Source organism: Nocardia sp. NPDC046473, from assembly GCF_040645995.1.
In the GTDB taxonomy this organism is placed as follows: Bacteria; Actinomycetota; Actinomycetes; order Mycobacteriales; family Mycobacteriaceae; genus Nocardia.
Map to the genome: position 1 here is coordinate 247185 of NZ_JBEYZJ010000002.1, position 19016 is coordinate 266200.

19 protein-coding genes are annotated in these 19016 nt (G+C 66.7%); all 19 read right to left on the reverse strand.

From position 1 onward, the window contains the following. Window positions 1-43 precede the first annotated feature (43 nt). Window positions 44-2599: an ATP-dependent Clp protease ATP-binding subunit gene (locus ABZ942_RS06705; protein ID WP_357379750.1), complete on the reverse strand. Its 2556-nt coding sequence runs from the start codon at window positions 2597-2599 to the stop codon at window positions 44-46. A 271-nt stretch (window positions 2600-2870) separates the two neighbouring features. After that, a complete protein-coding gene (locus ABZ942_RS06710; RefSeq protein WP_357379751.1) occupies window positions 2871-3812 on the reverse strand; it encodes an alpha/beta fold hydrolase in 942 nt (313 codons plus the stop codon). A 102-nt stretch (window positions 3813-3914) separates the two neighbouring features. Next, the gene (locus ABZ942_RS06715; protein WP_357379752.1) at window positions 3915-4493 is read right to left on the reverse strand and encodes an anthrone oxygenase family protein; all 579 of its coding nucleotides are present in this window, start codon (window positions 4491-4493) and stop codon (window positions 3915-3917) included. A gap of 129 nt (window positions 4494-4622) precedes the next feature. After that, on the reverse strand, window positions 4623-5186 hold the full coding sequence (locus ABZ942_RS06720; protein WP_357379753.1) for an FHA domain-containing protein: 564 nt from the start codon (window positions 5184-5186) through the stop codon (window positions 4623-4625). 281 nt (window positions 5187-5467) lie between these two features. Then, window positions 5468-5827, reverse strand: a complete 360-nt coding sequence (locus ABZ942_RS06725; RefSeq protein ID WP_029900677.1) for an Lsr2 family protein — start codon at window positions 5825-5827, stop codon at window positions 5468-5470. 115 nt (window positions 5828-5942) lie between these two features. Then, window positions 5943-7442: a lysine--tRNA ligase gene (gene lysS, locus ABZ942_RS06730; RefSeq protein ID WP_357380341.1), complete on the reverse strand. Its 1500-nt coding sequence runs from the start codon at window positions 7440-7442 to the stop codon at window positions 5943-5945. A 263-nt stretch (window positions 7443-7705) separates the two neighbouring features. Continuing rightward, complete coding sequence (locus tag ABZ942_RS06735; protein WP_357380342.1) at window positions 7706-8128, reverse strand: rhodanese-like domain-containing protein; 423 nt, start codon at window positions 8126-8128, stop codon at window positions 7706-7708. Window positions 8129-8136: 8 nt separating this feature from the next. Then, a complete protein-coding gene (locus ABZ942_RS06740; protein ID WP_357379754.1) occupies window positions 8137-8757 on the reverse strand; it encodes a cysteine dioxygenase family protein in 621 nt (206 codons plus the stop codon). A gap of 182 nt (window positions 8758-8939) precedes the next feature. Next, window positions 8940-9737, reverse strand: a complete 798-nt coding sequence (locus ABZ942_RS06745) for a type III pantothenate kinase (RefSeq protein WP_357379755.1) — start codon at window positions 9735-9737, stop codon at window positions 8940-8942. 1 nt (window position 9738) lies between these two features. Then, window positions 9739-10158 carry an aspartate 1-decarboxylase gene (gene panD, locus ABZ942_RS06750; RefSeq protein ID WP_357379756.1) on the reverse strand — a complete coding sequence of 140 codons (420 nt, stop codon included), beginning with the start codon at window positions 10156-10158 and terminating at the stop codon, window positions 9739-9741. Between the two features lie 27 nt (window positions 10159-10185). Continuing rightward, window positions 10186-11115 (reverse strand): pantoate--beta-alanine ligase, encoded by a 930-nt coding sequence (gene panC / locus ABZ942_RS06755; protein WP_357379757.1) that lies wholly within the window; start codon window positions 11113-11115, stop codon window positions 10186-10188. After that, entirely contained in the window at window positions 11115-11996 is an 882-nt protein-coding gene (locus tag ABZ942_RS06760) for a DUF2520 domain-containing protein (RefSeq protein ID WP_357380343.1), read from the reverse strand. Before ABZ942_RS06760 ends, panC begins: the two co-directional genes overlap by 1 nt. A 244-nt stretch (window positions 11997-12240) precedes the next feature. Continuing rightward, on the reverse strand, window positions 12241-13227 hold the full coding sequence (locus ABZ942_RS06765) for a DUF6779 domain-containing protein (RefSeq protein ID WP_357379758.1): 987 nt from the start codon (window positions 13225-13227) through the stop codon (window positions 12241-12243). Window positions 13228-13297: 70 nt separating this feature from the next. Then, window positions 13298-13768: a DUF3180 domain-containing protein gene (locus ABZ942_RS06770; protein WP_357380344.1), complete on the reverse strand. Its 471-nt coding sequence runs from the start codon at window positions 13766-13768 to the stop codon at window positions 13298-13300. Further along, window positions 13765-14319, reverse strand: coding sequence for a 2-amino-4-hydroxy-6-hydroxymethyldihydropteridine diphosphokinase (gene folK / locus ABZ942_RS06775; protein WP_357379759.1), 555 nt, complete (start codon window positions 14317-14319; stop codon window positions 13765-13767). The genes ABZ942_RS06770 and folK overlap by 4 nt, the downstream gene beginning before the upstream one ends. Beyond that, window positions 14316-14750 carry a dihydroneopterin aldolase gene (gene folB, locus ABZ942_RS06780; RefSeq protein ID WP_357379760.1) on the reverse strand — a complete coding sequence of 145 codons (435 nt, stop codon included), beginning with the start codon at window positions 14748-14750 and terminating at the stop codon, window positions 14316-14318. The genes folK and folB overlap by 4 nt, the downstream gene beginning before the upstream one ends. Further along, window positions 14747-15643, reverse strand: a complete 897-nt coding sequence (folP, locus tag ABZ942_RS06785; RefSeq protein ID WP_357379761.1) for a dihydropteroate synthase — start codon at window positions 15641-15643, stop codon at window positions 14747-14749. Before folP ends, folB begins: the two co-directional genes overlap by 4 nt. An 11-nt stretch (window positions 15644-15654) precedes the next feature. After that, window positions 15655-16260 (reverse strand): GTP cyclohydrolase I FolE, encoded by a 606-nt coding sequence (gene folE, locus ABZ942_RS06790; protein ID WP_357380345.1) that lies wholly within the window; start codon window positions 16258-16260, stop codon window positions 15655-15657. A gap of 225 nt (window positions 16261-16485) precedes the next feature. Next, the gene (ftsH, locus tag ABZ942_RS06795; protein ID WP_357379762.1) at window positions 16486-18894 is read right to left on the reverse strand and encodes an ATP-dependent zinc metalloprotease FtsH; all 2409 of its coding nucleotides are present in this window, start codon (window positions 18892-18894) and stop codon (window positions 16486-16488) included. Window positions 18895-19016 lie beyond the last annotated feature (122 nt).

Genomic DNA, 19016 nt, shown 5'->3' on the forward strand with positions numbered 1-19016 from the left:
AAGGCCCGCCTCCCAAGGGAAGCGGGCCTTTCTCGTGGTGCTTTTACTCGCCTGAGGCTTCCGCGGTGCCCTCAGCGGCACCGGTCAGCACGACCTCGGGCTTTTCCTCGTCCTTGTCCGCCTTGGTCAGCTTCGTCTTGCCGGTGAAGGTGAACTTGGCGTCCTCGCCGGAGCCTTCGCCGTCCCAGCCTTCGACGTCGACGAAGACGGTCTGGCCGGGGCCGATCTCGCCGAAGAGGATCTTCTCCGACAGCTGATCCTCGATCTCGCGCTGGATGGTCCGGCGCAGCGGCCGGGCACCGAGCACGGGGTCGAAGCCACGCTTGGCGAGCAGCGCCTTGCCCTGCTCGGACAGCTCCATCGACATGTCCTTGTTCTTCAACTGGACGCCGACGCGGCCGATCATCAGGTCCACCATCTGCACGATCTGATCGGTCGTGAGCTGGTGGAAGACGATGACATCGTCGATGCGGTTGAGGAACTCGGGCCGGAAGTGCTTCTTCAGCTCATCGTTGACCTTGAGCTTCATCCGCTCGTAGTTCGAGCCCTGGACGTTGGACTGGGTGAAGCCCAGGCCAACCGCCTTGGAGATGTCCGAGGTGCCCAGGTTGGAGGTGAAGATCAGCACCGTGTTCTTGAAGTCGACCGTGCGTCCCTGGCCGTCGGTAAGACGACCGTCCTCGAGGACCTGCAACAGGGTGTTGTAGATCTCCTGGTGTGCCTTTTCGATCTCGTCGAACAGCACCACGGAGAACGGCTTGCGGCGCACCTTCTCGGTGAGCTGGCCGCCCTCTTCGTAGCCGACGTACCCGGGAGGGGCACCGAACAGCCGCGATGCGGTGAAGCGGTCGTGGAACTCGCCCATGTCGATCTGGATGAGCGCGTCGTCGTCGCCGAACAGGAAGTTCGCCAGCGACTTGGCCAGCTCGGTCTTACCGACACCGGACGGACCGGCGAAGATGAACGAGCCGGACGGACGCTTCGGATCCTTCAGGCCGGCGCGAGTGCGGCGGATCGCCTTGGAGACGGCCTTGACGGCATCCTCCTGGCCGATGATCCGCTTGTGCAGCTCGTCCTCCATGCGGAGCAGACGGGTGGTCTCCTCCTCGGTGAGCTTGAAGACGGGGATACCGGTCCAGTTGGCCAGCACCTCCGCGATCTGCTCGTCGTCGACCTCGGCAACCACGTCGAGATCACCGGAGCGCCACTGCTTTTCCCGCTCGGCGCGCTTGGCGACCAGCTGCTTTTCCTTGTCGCGCAGTCGCGCCGCCTTCTCGAAGTCCTGCGCGTCGATCGCGCTTTCCTTCTCCCGGCGCGCATCGGCGATCTTGTCGTCGAATTCGCGCAGGTCCGGCGGGGCGGTCATGCGACGGATGCGCATCCGCGCACCGGCCTCGTCGATCAGGTCGATCGCCTTGTCCGGCAGGAACCGGTCGTTGATGTAGCGGTCGGCCAGGGTCGCCGCGGCCACCAGCGCGCCATCGGTGATGGAAACCCGGTGGTGTGCCTCGTAGCGGTCGCGCAGACCCTTCAGGATGTTGATGGTGTGCTCGACCGTCGGCTCGCCGACCTGGACCGGCTGGAACCGGCGCTCCAGCGCGGCATCCTTCTCGATGTACTTGCGGTACTCGTCGAGGGTGGTCGCGCCGATGGTCTGCAGCTCGCCGCGGGCCAGCTTCGGCTTCAGGATGGACGCGGCGTCGATCGCGCCCTCGGCGGCACCCGCGCCGACGAGCGTGTGCAGCTCGTCGATGAACAGGATGATGTCGCCGCGGGTGTTGATCTCCTTGAGCACCTTCTTGAGGCGCTCTTCGAAGTCACCGCGGTAGCGGCTGCCCGCGACCAGGGAACCCAGGTCGAGGGTGTACAGCTGCTTGTCCTTCAGCGTCTCGGGAACCTCGCCGTTGACGATGGCCTGCGCGAGGCCCTCCACGACGGCGGTCTTACCGACACCTGGCTCACCGATGAGCACCGGGTTGTTCTTGGTGCGGCGGCTCAGCACCTGCATGACACGCTCGATTTCCTTCGAGCGGCCGATGACGGGATCGAGCTTGCCCTCGAGCGCGGCCTGGGTCAGGTTCCGGCCGAACTGGTCGAGCACCAGCGAGGTGGACGGCGTGCCCGCCTCACCGCGGGAACCGGATTCGACCGGCTCCTTGCCCTGGTACCCGGACAGCAGCTGGATGACCTGCTGCCGCACCCGGTTGAGATCGGCGCCCAGTTTGACGAGCACCTGCGCGGCGACGCCCTCACCCTCGCGGATGAGACCGAGCAGGATGTGCTCGGTGCCGATGTAGTTGTGGCCGAGCTGCAGCGCCTCGCGCAGACTCAGCTCCAAGACTTTTTTGGCCCTCGGGGTGAACGGGATGTGACCGGATGGAGCCTGCTGGCCCTGTCCGATGATCTCCTCCACCTGGCTGCGCACGCCCTCCAGCGAAATGCCGAGCGATTCCAGCGACTTGGCCGCGACACCCTCACCCTCATGGATCAGCCCCAGCAGGATGTGCTCGGTGCCGATGTAGTTGTGGTTGAGCATCCGGGCCTCTTCCTGGGCCAGGACAACGACACGCCTCGCGCGGTCGGTGAACCTCTCGAACATCGCTCCCTCACTCTCCTGCTCCGACATTCTGGCAACAGACGCCGCAGTGTGCTGTGTAACAACCGTGGGCGTCAGCCTGCCATGAAGCCCGGGGGTCGTGGCCCCCGCCTCCACTCTAGTTGGCGGGGGATGCTGCCGCCGCCAGTCCACCCTATTGGCGACCAGCGTCAGCACGGTCATTCACTCATAACGTGAGGGTTGCAGGATTCGTTTCCGATCCAGTTTTGCCCTCAGCGAACAGGGATATCTCGCTGCCGCTGTTTTCCGGGTGCTACCCGGTGAACGGCGGGATGAAACCGCAAGGCACCTCGTGCGGGTGTGCCGGGTCGAGCGCGTTGAGCACATATGCCGCGGCGCGTGGACTGCCCGCGATGCCCGCGTGCTCGGAAAAGTCCTGGGCACAACCATCCTGAACCACGATGTTCGTGACGTTCGGTCCGGGTACCTGGCCCGAGGTGTAGGGGACGACGAGCTCGTCGAGCCGGGTCGAGATATTGGTGTAGGCGACGGCAGGGTCATAGACGCCGTCCGCGTTGAGTGACCGCACGAAATCCGAACCAGCGAGGACCTGACGGCAGGCCTGGCACAGCGATCCGGTGAGGGCGTCGAAGGCCGGGCCAGCGCCGAGACGCTCACTGAAGGCCGCGATTTCACCCGCGCCCGCGACGTCCGAGCCGAGCCACGGCGGGGCAAGGGCGACCAGTTTGTCCACTTTGGCCGCACCGCCGAGCCGCTTGATGAAGTAATTGCCGATGAAATTGCCCTGCGAGTGACCGACGATGTCGACGCGCTGGGCACCGGTTGCGGCGAGCACCCGGTCGACGAACGCGGCGAACTGCGGGGCGCTCTGCTCCATCGGGAGCATGCCGCCGATGGCCGAGATCGGCCACGGCAGGTCGTAGGCGCCGTAGGTCATCGAGTACACGCAGTAGCCCTCATTGGCCAGCAGTGACGCGTATACCCCCCAATTCGTCTGTGCCCCACCGCCGGTGCCGTGCGCCAGGACCACCGGATTCGGATGCGCGGCGCTCGGACGGCAAGACCAGTCGTTGGTGCCGGGCAACGAGCCACCTGGATGCAGTAGTTCGTTGGGGATGCCGGCGAAGAAGTTGTAGTCGACCGGATACGGGTCGGCCTGCGCGGGACTCGCGGTGACTGCGCACAGCGCGGCGAAAAGGACGACGAGAAGCGAAAAGCCTGGAACACGCGGCACGGTAGCCTCCAAATCTGGAACGTGTTCCAGAAAGCTACCGTGCGGCGTGTCCAGGCGCGGTCGAGTCGCGAAACTGGTTGTGGCCGTTGATGTCCAGCAGCCCTACCGGTAGGTCGGGGCGCCCGGCTGACCGGGGAACTGACCCTGCGCCACCTGCGGACCGGGCGCCGCGGCGCTCGCCCTGCCCTGCTGGATGCCCGAGACGAACAGCGCGCCGCACAGCACCAGGAAGGCCAGCGTGTGCAGCACCGCGCGGACGATATTCCAACGCACCCAAGTGGATTCGAAGTCGGCGCGCACCGCGGCCAGGTCACCGATCTGCGACGGATCGCCCGCGGCGGCCAGCTGATCGTTGAGCGGCACGTTCAGGCCGGAGGTGACGGCGAAGGCGATGATATTGATGGCCAGGCCGACACCGATCCAGATCAGCGTGGTGCGCTGGTCTTTACCCAGATGCAGCGCCGCCGCCAGAATCGAGAAGCCGACGGTGCCGATGAACCCGATCATGAACACCGGGTTGATGATGACCACGTTGATCTTCTGCATCACGTCGATCATGGTGCGGTCGTCGGTCTGATTCAGCGCCGGCATCACCGAGTTCGCGTAGCCGTAGAAAAGGCCTGCGATCAGTCCGGTGGCCAGGGTGGCCGCGACCAGGGCGGCCAGGCGTGCGGCGGTCATAATTCCTCCTGAATGGAAACCCGTCCGGAGCCCTCATCGCTCCGGTTCGATGGCTCCAGTCAAGCCGGTTTCGACGCGGCTCTCCATGGCCGAGACACTCGGCCGACTAAGCGATCGTCTACGGGCGCGTCACAGGTCCCGGTCGGAGATCAGGCCACTCTGGATCGCCAGGAAGGCCAAGCGGACCCGCTTGGCGTTCTGCGGCAGATCTTCCACGCCGAACTTGGCGAACAGCGCGCGCAGATGCGTCTTGATCGCGTCGACGCTGAGGAACAATTCCTCGGCGATCTGCTGATTGGACGCGGGCGTGGCGAAGGCCGCGCCGTTCTTGTACGGGCGGCACAGCCCGATCAGCACCGCGCGCTGAGTTTCGGTGAGCTGCCGGAAGCTCGGCGGCACCGTGCCGCTGGAGACGCGGGTGATGTCGTCGGCGACGCCGCCGAAATCATGGAAGGACACCCGCGAGGTGCCGACCCGGATCACGTCGCCCGCCATCAGCCTGCGCCGACCGACCAGCCGGTCGCCGTTGACGAAAGTGCCGTTGCGGGAAAGCCCGTCGTCCACGATGGTCCACTGCGAACCGAGATACTCGATCGCGGCGTGCAGCCTGGACACCTCGGCGTCCCACGGCAGGGCGAGGTCGGCCTGCGGCGAGCGACCGATCGTCACGCGTTCCTGGTCGGCGCTGAGCATGAGTTCCTGCTGGCGACCCGTGTCATCTTGGAATCGCAAAAATGATCCGACGAATCCAGTCACTGCGCCGATACCTCGCCTCTCCATACCGCCAGTGACCGTCGCACGTTTCCATGGTGCCGCGTCCTGGAACCACGAGCAAGATCGATCCGCGCGCCACTTCCAGCAGCGTGTCACCGCGCCGCACGGTTATATCAGCAGCCTATGAGCCGCCGGAGAAAGAGAAAACCGCCGCCCCGGCGTCGCACGATTCGCTGGGACGGCGGCTGAAAAATATGAAACTAACCCTTCGCGGCCTTGTTGTACGCATCGGTGATGTCGGCGGAGATACGCCCCCGCGCGGACACCTTGTGTCCATTCCGACGAGCCCACTCGCGAATTGCTGCACTTTGTTCCCGGTCGATGGAGACCCGGCTCTTCGGGGCACCCGTCGCGGTCGCGGCGGCCTTGACCCGGCGACGGCCACTCACTCGACGCGCGCTCGAAACCCACTCTTCCAGCCCGTCGCGCAGCTTCGCGGCATTTGCCGACGACAGGTCGATCTCGTACGAAACACCGTCGATCGCAAACTCGATGGTCTCGTCCGCGATGGACTCCCCATCGACATCGTCGATCAGGCTAACGGTGACCTTCTTTGCCATGAGATGAACGTCCTCTCGAAATCGTGCGACCCGCATACTAGGCCGATTACCCGAGGCAAGAATACCTCGAATTCCAAATTTTCCAAGACGAGGCCGAGATTTTGCAATCAGCCGGTCACCGAGTGACCGGTCGCACAATTGGGAACAGTATTGTTTCCCGGATTCCGAGACCCGTCAGCGCCATCAACAGACGGTCGATTCCCATACCTGTACCGGTGGTCGGTGGCATGCCGTGCTCCATCGCGGCAAGGAAGTCCTCGTCCAACGCCATCGCTTCGTCGTCGCCTTGCGCGGCCAGTCGCGCCTGATCCACGAAGCGCTCACGCTGGATCACCGGATCAACCAACTCCGAATAGCCAGTAGCCAACTCGAAGCCACGGACATAGAGGTCCCACTTCTCGGTGACCCCGGCCTCGGTCCGATGTTGCCTGGTGAGCGGTGAGGTCTCCACCGGGAAGTCGCGCACAAAAGTCGGCGCGTACAGCTTGTCGCCGTACTGGTGTTCCCAGAGTTCCTCGACGAGTTTGCCGTGTCCGTAGCCCTTGCCGTCCGGAATTTCCAGACCGACCCGATCGGCCAGCGCGCGCAATTCGGCGATCGACGTTTCCGGTGTCACGGAGACGCCGAGGGCGTCCGAGAGCGACGGGTACATCTCCACCGTCGTCCACTCGCCGCGCAGGTCGTATTCGGTGCCGTCGGCAAGTGTCACCACCTGGGTGCCGAACACCTCCTGGGCGACTTCCTGGATCAATTCCCGGGTCATCCGCGCCGAGTCGTCGTAGGTGCCGTACGCCTCGTACGTTTCCAGCATCGCGAACTCGGGAGAATGGGTGGAGTCCGAGCCCTCGTTGCGGAAGTTCCGGTTGATCTCGAAGACCTGCTCGAGCCCGCCGACCACGCAGCGCTTCAGGAACAGCTCCGGCGCGATACGCAGGTAGAGATCGATATCGAGGGCATTGGAATGGGTGACGAACGGCCGGGCCGCCGCGCCGCCGTGCAACGTCTGCAGCATCGGCGTCTCTACCTCGAGGAAGCCACGCCGTTCCAGCGCATTGCGCAGCGCGCGCACCACCGCGATCCGCGTGCGGGCCATTTCCCTGGCCTCGGGGCGCACGATCAGATCGACATAGCGCTGCCGGACCCGCGACTCCTCGTTCATCTCCTTGTGCGCCACCGGCAACGGGCGCAGCGACTTGGCCGCCATGAACCAGGAATCGGCCATCACGCTCAATTCGCCGGTCCGCGACGAGATCACCTCGCCGTGCACGAAAACGAAGTCGCCGAGGTCGACATCGGACTTCCAGGCCGCGAGCGCGTCGGCACCGACACCGTTGAGGCTGATCATCGCCTGCAGCTTGGTGCCGTCGCCCTCCTGGAGCGTCGCGAAACACAGCTTCCCGGTATTACGCATGAATATGACGCGACCGGCGACACCCGCCTGCAGCCCGGTCTGGGTGTCTTTGTCCAGATCCGGATATGCGGCGCGAATTTCGGCGAGGGTATGCGTGCGCGGCACGACGACGGGATAGGCGTCACCGCCGTCCGCGAGCAACCGCTCCCGCTTCTCCTTGCGAATCCGTATCTGCTCCGGGGCGTCGTCGGCGTCGGGCGCCACGGCAGGCCGCGAATCCGATGCGGGATCGCTGGACGAGGAAGTGTCGCTGGTGCTCACATCCAACAACCCTAGCGTGCACCGGAAATCGTTTTGCGGGCCGCCCGGCCTAGTTCACCGAGTAACGGATCGGTCTCGCCGCCGGCCCGCGCCTGCCGCCGGATTTGTGCGGTCCGGTATCACCGGAAATAGCGGGCATGCATCGATGGACGCACGAAACCGCTTGTGCGCCCTGATGTTTCGAGATGGAAGGGATGCGTGAGAAATTACAGCGAGGCGAGCGAGTCTACCTCGCGGGCGAAGTGCGGCGCCCGGATTCCGATGTGCAGAAGGCCCGCTGCCTTCAATGCGTGGAAACCGCCGACCAGATCGGTCGCCCGGTGCAGTCCGAGTTGTTGCAGCGCGTACGCGGCAAGACTGGACGTATAGCCCTCGGAGCAGGCGACGATCCATTCCACATCGTGATCGGTGGCCAGTGCCAGGCGGGCCGAACTGGTCGGATCGAGCCGCCATTCCAGCACATTCCGCTCGATCACCAGGGCGCCGGGCAACGCGCCCTCCCGCACGCGCTGCGCCTGCGGCCTGATGTCCACCAGAATCGCGCCCCTGGCGAGCGCCTGCGGCAATTCGAAGGCGTAGATCCGATTCAGCTGGGCCCGCGCGTTGTCGAGCATCTGATCGATGGTCAGACGATTCATTACATGTCACCTTCGGGCTGGTCGGTGAGAACGGTTCGGGTGCGCCGCAGGGTGCCGTGGCCGGTGACCTCGTAATAGGACATGGCGGTGAGCGGCGGAGAATAGGCGTGCACGCTGAGCGTGGGTTCGAGCAGTGCCGGATCGATCGACTCGCTGGTGCTGCCTGCCACCGACTGCGCCGGGGCACGCATTACATCGTGCACCCAGCCGATCGGAAACGAGGCTTGATCGCCCGCGGCGAGTATGCGGCGGCGTAGTTCGGATCCGTTCCAGCGGAATTCCGAAAGCGCACCGCTGAGCACGGTCAACGCACCGAGCGAGCCGGCGTGGTCGTGCAGTTCGGTGGATTTGCCCGGCGTCCAGCTGATCAGCCAGACATCGACTTCGTCATCGGTGAGCAGGCGGGCCGCCCACCGTTCATCGGCCGGCCAAATGCCATTCGACGGTAGTAGGTGGTCGTACCGGCCGGCCAGTACGTCCTCGGCGCCCTCATCGGTCAACCGCAGTAAATCGGCGGGACGCAGGCGCGTCGGCAATGCGGAGGCCACGGCACGTTCCAACGGCGGGCTGGCCGAATGGGCGTCCCGGGCTGAGGAAAGGGAAAGAACGGAAGAACGCATGAGCGAATCTCCAGGAGATAGCGAACGGTCGAGGGCGATGGTCAGCCTCGATCGGTCGAGGCTTGGTCAGCCTCGACAACACTCCTGGGTGCGCACGCGGAAATACACGTCGGTGAGTGTATCAGCATCCGGCGCGGTGTCGGCAAGCATCGCTCGGTGCGACGAATCCGACACCGCGAGAATCAGACAGTGCCCTTGCGGCGCTGGTTTCGCTCGTATACAAGACGCAGGCCGGTCAGGGTGAGGTACGGGTCGTGGTCGTCGATGGTCTCCGATTCCGGGACGATCAACGCCGCGGTCGGACCGGTCGCGACCACCGCGACATCATTGCCGCCGAAAGCCTCGAACTCGTCGCGAATCCGGTCGATCAACCCGTCCACCATCCCGGCGAAACCGAAAACCGCGCCGGACTGCATGCATTCCATGCTGTTCTTCCCGAGCACCGAACGCGGCCGGGCCAACTCGACCCGGCGCAGCGCGCTGCGCTCGACCAGGGCCTCCATCGCAATCTCCACGCCGGGCGCGATGATTCCGCCGAGGAACTCACCTTTCGCCGAGACCATGTCGACACAGATCGCGGTGCCGAAATCGATAACGATGGCCGGCGAAGAATAGTGCTGATAGGCGGCGAGGCAGTTCACGATCCGGTCCGCGCCGACCTCTTTCGGGTTATCCACCAGCAGCGGAATACCGGTCCGGACACCGGGCTCGACCAGTACGTGCGGCACATGGCCCCAATACTGGCTCAGCATGGTGCGCAGTTCCCGCAGCACCGGCGGCACCGTGGCGAGTGCGGAAACTCCGATCACCTGGTCGAGCTGCGGGCCGACCAGGCCGCGCACCTGCATGGCGAATTCGTCGGCGGTGAGCAGTGGATTGGTGTGGATTCGCCAGTGCCGCACCAGTTTCGAATGCGCGCCGCTGCCCGAGAACAGTCCGAGCACGATACTGGTATTGCGGACGTCGATTGTCAGCAGCATGTCAGGCGAGCGACAGCGAACGCGGCGAGGTGAGCCCGGAGCCCTCCGGCGCGTGCGCCGGATCCGAACCGAGTTCCACCGGACGATTGCGCTCGTCCACGAAAACGACCTTCGGGTCGTATTCCGCGATTTCCTGCTCGTTCAGCTGGGCGTAGGCAATAAGAATGACCAAATCGCCGGGGTGCACCAGATGCGCGGCGGCGCCGTTGATTCCGATCACGCCGGATCCGCGTTCGCCCGCGATGACATAGGTCTCCAGCCGGGCGCCGTTGTCGATGTCGACGATGCAGACCTGCTCGCCCTCCAGCAGATCGGCGGCGTCGAGCAGGTCCTGGTCCACCGTCACCGAGCCGACGTAGTGCAGGTCGGCGTGGGTGACCGTGGCGCGGTGGATCTTCGACTTCATCATGGTGCGCAACATTGCGTCGCCCTTTCGATTTGTTCGTGCCTAGACAGGCTGGGAGGTCCGCTGGGCGGACGCGTCGGGGTGGCCGTCGATCGGCGCGCCGAGGGTGACGGCGACATTGTCGATCAGCCGGGTCGGACCGACCCTGGCCGCCACCAGCAGCCGGGCGTTGCCGGTCGACGGGGCGGGGCCGAGGGTGGTGGAGCGCAGTTCGAGGTAATCGATATCGACGCCGGGCACCGCGGCGAGCACCTGACGGGCCGCGGCGACCACCGCGTCCGGGCCGAGGCCGCCCGCGTGCCTGCCCGCGGCCAGCGCCGCCGACAGGCCGAGCGCCGATTCGCGCTGTGCCGCATCGAGAAAACGGTTCCGGGAGGACATGGCCAGGCCGTCGTGCTCGCGCACGGTGGCGATCGGCTTGATCCGCACATCGAAGTTCAGGTCGCGGACCAGCTGCCGGATCAGCGTGAGTTGCTGATAATCCTTCTCGCCGAAATACACCTCGGTCGGCCGCGCGATCTGCAGCAGCTTGGCGACCACGGTCAGCATGCCCGCGAAATGCGTTGGCCTGCTTGCCCCTTCGAGCTCGGCACCGAGCGGACCGGGTTGCACGGTGGTGCGCGGGCCGTCCGGGTACATATCGGCGACGCTCGGCGCGAACACCAGCCCGACCCCCTCTTCGCGCAGCAGTGCCACGTCGGAGTCCAGGGTGCGTGGATATTTGTCGAGGTCCTCGTTCGCGCCGAATTGCAACGGATTCACGAAGATCGAGACGATGACGACCTGATTGTTCCGCTTGGCCGCCCGCACGATTTCCAGGTGACCCTCGTGTAGCGCGCCCATGGTCGGCACCAGTGCAACGGTGCGGCCGACGCTGCGCAGCGCGTTGGACACCTGGGTGAGCACGGCGGGATCGTGGTGCACGGTCAATTCACCGGGCTTATAAGCGCCACGCAATTTCGTATCGAACATCAGCGCCCTTTCAGCAGCTCGATGACGGCGGGGTTGGTGCCCGCCCGTTCGGCGGTCCGCAGCGACAGCGCGCGATAGCCCTCGGCCAGGCGCGGGTCGACCGATTCCAGTGCGGTCAGGTGCGCGGCGACGGCATCCGCGTCGCCGCGGGCCACCGGGCCGGTCAGCGCGGACTGCCCGCGCCGCAAAGCGTTGTCCAGCGCGGCGGAGGCGAGCGGCGCGAGCAGTCGCTCGGCCAGCCCGTTCGGCTGGTCGTCAACGATCTGCTGCCCGAGCAACCCGGGTCCCGCCAGCGCGATGCGAAGGGCGGCAACGGCATCCACGATCAGCGTGACCAGGTGATTGCTGCCGTGCGCGAGGGCCGCGTGGTAGAGCGCACGGTTGTGCTCCTGCACCCGGACCGGCTCGCCGCCCATCTCGATCACCAACGCCTGCGCGATGGCGTAGCCGATCTCGTCGGCGGCGGTGATGCCGAAACACGCGTTGCCGAGGCGAGTGATGTCCTCGTCGTGGCCGGTGAAGGTCATCGCGGGATGAATGGCCAGCGGCATGGCGCCGATGTCGGCCAGCGGCGCGAGCACGCCGACCCCGTTGGCGCCGGAGGTGTGCGCCACGATCGTGCCCGGCCGCACCACATTCGCACCGGCCAGCCCGCGCGCCAATCCGGCGAGCTCGGTATCGGGCACGGCGAGCAACAGCAGTTCGCTGCGCGCGGCCACGTCCTCGATCGGCAGGATCTCGGAGTCGGGCAGCCGGGTTCGCGCGCGGCGCACCGAGGCGTCGGAGATCGCGGCGACACCGAACACCACATGTCCGGCGCGTTCCAGGGCCGCGCCGAGGGCGGAGCCGACGCGTCCCGCCGAGACGATGCCTACCGTCAGACGTGCGGGCGCGAGATCACCGGCCGATTGCGGGTTGCTCGAAACGGGGTAGCCCGAAGCCGCGTCGTCAGAATTCACGCTTCTCGAGGTCAACAGTGTCCTCTCGATTTCGTTCCAGTCCCGCCGTGCGGGTACCAGACGTACGCCATCGAGAATATCGGCCCGATGTTTGCCAGTGCCACGGGCCTGGGCAGTGATTTACAACGCAGTGCCTAATTTTGCCTGCTACCAGGCTCGGCAATGATCACCGATGGTCGCGGCTCTTCTCCTCCGATTGCAAGTTGGCCATGATCTCGGCGACCGAAAGGCGGCGCTCGGGCATATCGGAATCCGCGTCGGCTTCGGCGCGACGGCGCCTGCGCGAGCTCGCGGTGCCGATCGGCGGGGCCTCGGTGGTCGGCCAGGCCGACGGGCGGGTCGACTGATACGCAGGCTTGGGCGTCGGCCGCGGCGCGGGCGTCGGCTGGATGACCGGGCCCTCGGTGAAGGCGTCGGCCCACCCGGACGCGGACCGCTCCGAATCGCCGTTGCGTTCGGTGCTGTCCGCGTCGGCGACTTCGGCCTCGGGCACGTCGTCGTCGAGCGACACCGCGGAGGTCTCGGCGGTGACCGGGTCGTCGAACGGGCTGGCGAACAGCGGCGGCTCCGGATGGTCGGGCACGAACACCGGGGTGACACTGCTGCGCGGTTGCTGGTTCGACGGCACGGACCAGGGTCCGGCATTCACGGAGCTATTGTTCGCCGGGTCGCCGACCGCGCTGGTCAGCTCTTGAATCCGGGTCGCGTCGGCGCGCAGCGCGGGCCGATCCATCGGCAGATCGCCGTCGAAAAGCCGTTGCAGGCTCGTCCGGAGCACGGTGAGCTCGGCGCGCAGCGCGGCCAATTCGGTGGCGTCGGCGCCGACTTCCTCGCGCACCCGCGCCTCGATCCCGAGCTCGAATTCGCGCCGGGCGGTGACCTCACGCTCGAGCTGCAACTCGTAAACCGTCTGCAGATCGCGAACCTTGGCCTTATCGATCGTCGCTTCCTTGCGATACCTCGTCGCAGCTAACGCGCCGATGACCGCCGCCCACAGGGCCGCGACCAAACCGATCCGGACGAACTGCAAGCTGTTGCTGAAGACGAGGAAAACGCTGGCAACCAGTCCGAGCAAGATCAATACGCCGATGAACAATTTTCCCGCGTCGTCCCGCCGTCGACGGGAAGTGCTGGTACGGGAGGGTGAAACCATGCAAGCCAGGGTAGCTTGATCGACTCGTCGCGCCCACAACTCCGTCCGGCAATTCCGAACGCAATATTTGCTATGTGGTTGCCGGATCGTCCGTCGGGTCCTCAGGAGCCCGGCAGCAATACTCGAGCCACAGGGCCGCAGCAACCAAAGCCACCCCTGCCAGCATCCCGACGATGGCGCCCGGACTGTCCGCCGCGGCCGCGCCGAGGGTGCCCCGCTGCGGGAAAACCCAGCACAGGAACCCGAGCCACACGCCCGCCGCGATCGAACCGACCTGCAGCGACGCCTTCGCCAGCGCGACCGCCCTGGCCGCGGTGATCGGATGCAGCTGATGCCTGCCGTCGCCGAGCTGGTTGTCGTTGACCCTGGCCCGGATCACGAACCCGAGCACCGCCTCGATGGCCGCGACCGGATACAGCGACGCACCCGCGTAGGTGGAGATCGGCGGAAAGCTGTTGTACGCCATCCGCGTCGCGACCCACGCGACGATCGCGGCGATCACCACGTTCGCCACCAGGTCCAGGATTCGCGTGGGTTTCAGCTGCACGACGCCGATCCTTCGGCGGCAGGTGACAACGACAGCTCGGTCCGCTGGACGCCGATGCGCTCGGCTGCGGGCAGTTCGTCGAGCAGGTCGGTGATCGCCTGGGCTCGGCCGTCGACCTCGAGCGTCGCGTCGGGCGCCACGTCCAGCCACGGGATCAGGACGAACGCGCGGCGGTGCGCCTGCGGGTGCGGCAGGGTCAGTTCCGGGTCCGCACTGGTGACGGCCACCAGCTCGCCGTTTTCCGGCTGCGCGCACCAGACCACGTCCACGTCGAGAGTCCGTGCGCCCCAGCGCACTTCGCGAACCCGATCGGCGGCCTGTTCGAGCCGCTGGCCGGTGCGCAGCCAGTCGATACAGTCGAACTCCGGATCATCGACCACCACAACGGCATTGAGATAGTCGTCCTGTTCGACACCGCCCCACGGCGGGGTCGAGTACACCGGCGACACGGCGACAACCCGGTCACCGAAACCGTCCACCACGCTGCGTAGATGTGCGAGCCGGTCCCCCATATTGGAACCGATGGACAGGACGGCGCGGGTCATAGCGGCTCCCCGCGATGCCGCGAGGTGACCACGCGGACATCGGCGAAGGTGTGCGGTATCGGCGCGGACGGCTTGTGCACGACCACCTCGACCGAGGTGATGCGCGGATCGGTCATCACGTCGTCGGCGATCTCCGAAGCCACGGTCTCGATGAGATTGCGCGGCGGGCCCTCGATGATGCGCACGGCGTTGCCGGCCAGCTCACCGTAATGCGCGGTGGCGACCAGATCGTCGGAGGCCGCGGCGACGGAAAAGTCCAGCCACACGGTCAGATCGACGATGAACTCCTGACCGTCGCGGCGTTCGTGATCGAACACGCCGTGATGGCCGAAAGCGCGTAGCCCGCGCAGCTCGATCCGGTCGGCGCCGCGCCGGACCGCCGAATTCTCCTGCGCCGCAGCCTGATCGGCGGTGGCGGGGGTCGGGTTCATCGGTGGGCTCCTTGCGACGGGCTCGACTGCGCGGTGCGGTGCCCGGCGGCGGCCTGCCAGGCGTCGGTGACGGTGATGGCGTCCAGCGAGGCGCGCACGTCGTGCACCCGCACGCCCCAGGCACCGTGCATGGCGACCAGCGCCGAGATAGTGGCGGTGGCGGTCTCGCGGCCGTCCGGCGGGCGCGGGCCCGAGTCGTCGGCGAGCAGCGCGCCGAGGAAGCGTTTGCGGGAAGCGCCGATGAGGATCGGCAGTCCGTTGTCGATCAGCTCGGGCAGCGCGCCGAGCAGATCCCAGTTGTGCTCGGCGTTCTTGGCGAAGCCGAGGCCGGGATCGAGGATCAGGCAGGACGGGTCGACACCGGCGGCGACGGCCAGCTCGACCTGGGCGGTCAACTCGGCGAGCACCTCGGCGACCACGTCGTCGTAGTGGTCGGCCGGGCCGGTGTGCCGATAGTCCGCACCGGCGCGCCAGTGCATGAGGATCCACGGGACACCGGCGGCGGCAACGACTTTCACCATGTCGGGATCGGCACGGCCGCCGGACACGTCGTTCACCACCGAGACGCCCGCGGCCAGCGCGGCCTCGGCCACGCCGGCGCGCATGGTGTCGACACTGGTCGGCACGCCTGCCGCGACCAAACCCCGGATCACCGGGACCACCCGTTGCGCTTCGGTTTCGGGATCGATCCGCACGGCACCCGGCCTGGTCGACTCGCCGCCGATGTCGACGATATCGGCACCCGCCTCGTACAGCTCGATGCCGTGCGCGATGGCCAGCTCGGGGTCAAGGTAGCGGCCACCGTCGGAGAACGAATCACTGGTGACGTTGACAACGCCCATCACCACACAGGAGCGACCGCCACGCGCGAAGCTGCTCCCACCTACGGTCATGTGAACCTCGTTCACTTCCGCAGAATGAGATCGAGCGCCTCCGAGCGCGAGGACGGACTCGACTGGAGCAGGCCGCGCACCGCCGAGGTGGTGGTGCTGGCGCCCGGCTTGCGGATGCCGCGCATCGCCATGCACAGGTGCTCGGCCTCGATCACCACGATGGCGCCGCGCGGGTCCAGCTTGCGCATCACCGCGTCGGCGATCTGACTGGTCAGTCGCTCCTGCACCTGCGGGCGCTTGGCGTACAGATCGACCACGCGGGCCAGCTTGGACAGCCCGGTCACCCGGCCGTGCTTGCCGGGGATGTAGCCGACGTGCGCGACGCCGTGGAATGACACCAGGTGATGTTCACAGGTGGAGTACATGGGGATGTCACGGACCAGCACCAGTTCCTGATGGCCCTCGTCGAACGTGGTGTTGAGCACCGCGTCCGGCTCGACGTAGAGCCCGGCGAACATCTCGCGATAGGCGCGGGCGACGCGGGCGGGCGTGTCGAGCAGGCCGGGCCGGTCGGGATCCTCACCGACCGCCAGCAGCAGCTCGCGCACCGCGGCTTCGGCCCTGGCCTGGTCGAACGGTTGACCGGTTCCCAGAGCGACGAGCTCCGGCCCGGTCACGCCGTTGCCGGCACCGTTTTCGTCAACATCGTCCGAATCGGCGAGCGCGTGGCCGCCGACGTGATTGTTGGCCGACAATCGAGGACACCTCCAAAATCTCGGGTCCCGGCAATTACTCGGCACCCCGCTGGTCGAGCCTAATCGTCGCTGCTCACGGCGTGAGCAACAGGCCCGGCGGCGGCGACTCGCGCCGACCGGGAAAGGTCGCGCGAGCGCCGCCGTACTTCAGTGCCGACCGTTGTTCGGTCCATCCCATTCGCCGTTGTCGCCCTCGCCGTTCGGGTTGGTGCGACGCGGCTCGTCGTAGCCGGGGTGCTCGCCGTAGTTACCGCGGTCGTGGCCGCCGTCCTGCGGACCACCCTGCGGGCCCCAGGAAGGCTGGTAACCCTGGTGCGGCGGCTCGGTCCAGCCGCTGGGCTGATCGGGCTGCTGCTGGTCGTCGCGCGGCGGCCAGCCCGGGGCCGACCAGCCGGCGGGAGCGCCGTAGTCCGGCCGCGAGCCGTGCGTGCCACCGCGCTGCGGGTAGCCGCCCGTTGCGGGTCCCTGCGGCACCGGATAGCCGGTCGCGGGCGGCGCCGGGTAACCGTATTGCGGCTGGGCGTTGTAGGCGCCCTCGCCCGGGTAGCCGTTGGCGGGCTGGCCCTCCCGCGCCACGCCCGCGGGCAGCGGCGCCGGGATCTGCTCCGGCGGCGGCCACGGCTCGCCGCGCTCCAGCGCCAGCTCGCCCGGGGTCTTCACCGGCGGCTTGTTCGAGGGCACCCGATCGCCGAAGTCGTTGAACGCGGTGATCCTCGGCCGCTTCTGCACCGAGGCGAGCAGCGTCTCGAGTTCCTTGCGGTGCAACGTCTCCTTCTCGAGCAGCGCCGTCGCCAGCACGTCGAGCACGTCGCGGTACTCGTTGAGGATGGCCCACGCCTCGGTGTGCGCGGCCTCGATCAGGTTGCGCACCTCCTCGTCGATGGCGCCGGCGACCTCGTGCGAGTAATCCGAACTCTGGCCCATCGAGCGACCGAGGAACGGGTCGCCCGCCTCCTGGCCGTAGCGCACCGCGCCGAGGCGCGAGCTCATGCCGTATTCGGTCACCATCGCGCGAGCGATCTTGGTGGCCTGGTCGATATCCGAGGACGCGCCGGTGGTCGGCTCGTGGAACACCAGCTCCTCGGCCGCGCGGCCGCCCATCGCCATCACCAGGCGGGCGATCATCTCCGAGCGGGTCATCAGGCCCTTGTCGTCCTCGGGCACCGTCATGGCATGACCGCCGGTGCGGCCGCGGGCCAGGATGGTCACCTTGTAGACAGGCTCGATGTCCGGCATCGCCCAGGCGGCCAGGGTGTGGCCGCCCTCGTGGTAGGCGGTGATCTTCTTCTCGTGCTCGCTGATGATCCGGCTCTTGCGGCGCGGGCCACCGACGACGCGGTCCACCGACTCCTCGAGCGAGTCGCCGGTGATGACGGCGCCGTTCTCGCGGGCGGTGAGCAGCGCGGCCTCGTTGATCACGTTGGCCAGGTCGGCGCCGGACATGCCGACGGTGCGCTTGGCCAGACCGTCGAGGTCGGCGTCGGGCGAGATCGGCTTGCCCTGCGAGTGCACCCGCAGGATGGCGCGCCGGCCCGCCAGGTCGGGGTTGCCGACCGGGATCTGCCGGTCGAACCGGCCGGGACGCAGCAGCGCGGGATCGAGGATGTCGGGGCGGTTGGTCGCCGCGATCAGGATGACGCCGGTGCGATCGCCGAAGCCGTCCATCTCGACGAGCAGCTGGTTCAGCGTCTGCTCACGTTCGTCGTGACCGCCGCCGAGGCCGGCGCCGCGCTGGCGGCCGACCGCGTCGATCTCGTCGACGAAGATGATGCACGGGCTGTTCTGCTTGGCCTGTTCGAACAGGTCACGCACCCGGGACGCGCCGACACCGACGAACATCTCGACGAAGTCCGAGCCGGAAATGGTGAAGAACGGCACACCCGCCTCGCCGGCCACGGCGCGCGCGAGCAACGTCTTACCGGTTCCCGGCGGGCCGTACAGCAGCACGCCCTTCGGGATCTTGGCGCCGAGCGCCTGGTAGCGCACCGGGTTCTGCAGGAAGTCCTTGATCTCGTAGAGCTCTTCGACCGCCTCGTCGGCACCGGCCACATCACCGAACGTGGTCTTGGGCATGTCCTTGGACAGCTGTTTGGCCTTGGACTTGCCGAAGCCCATCATGCCGCCGCGACCACCGCCCTGCATGCGGGCCATCACGAAGACGAACAGCCCCAACAGAATGATCATCGGCAGCACGAACAGCAGGATCTGGGTGAGCCAGCTGTCCTGCTTGACCACGGTGTTATAGGTCGCGCCGGAATTCTTCACGGCATCGAAAACCTGTCCGGAGGTCGCGCTGCCACCCGGGTATTTGGCGATGATCTTGCTCTGGCCACCGGTCGCATCGTTGCCGTTCTTCAGCTCGATGCGCAGTTGCTGTTCACGATCATCGATCTGAACATTCTTGACGTTGCTCTTGTCGTTCAGCTGGCTCAATGCGACGGACGTATCGACGCTCTTCCAGCCGCGCGTGTCGTTGCCGAAATAGCTGAACGCATAGATCACGAGCAAGATGCCCGAGACTATGGCCAGGGTGCGAAACACAGTCTTGCGGTTCATAGAGCGTCGGCCGGTCCGGCCAGTCCTTTCCGGTGTCTCCGGTTCGTGCTAGCAATGCATCGAGCGCGTCCGGCTCCGGGAGGGTTCGGATGCGGACATGCCACGTTACCGCGTACGGTCTA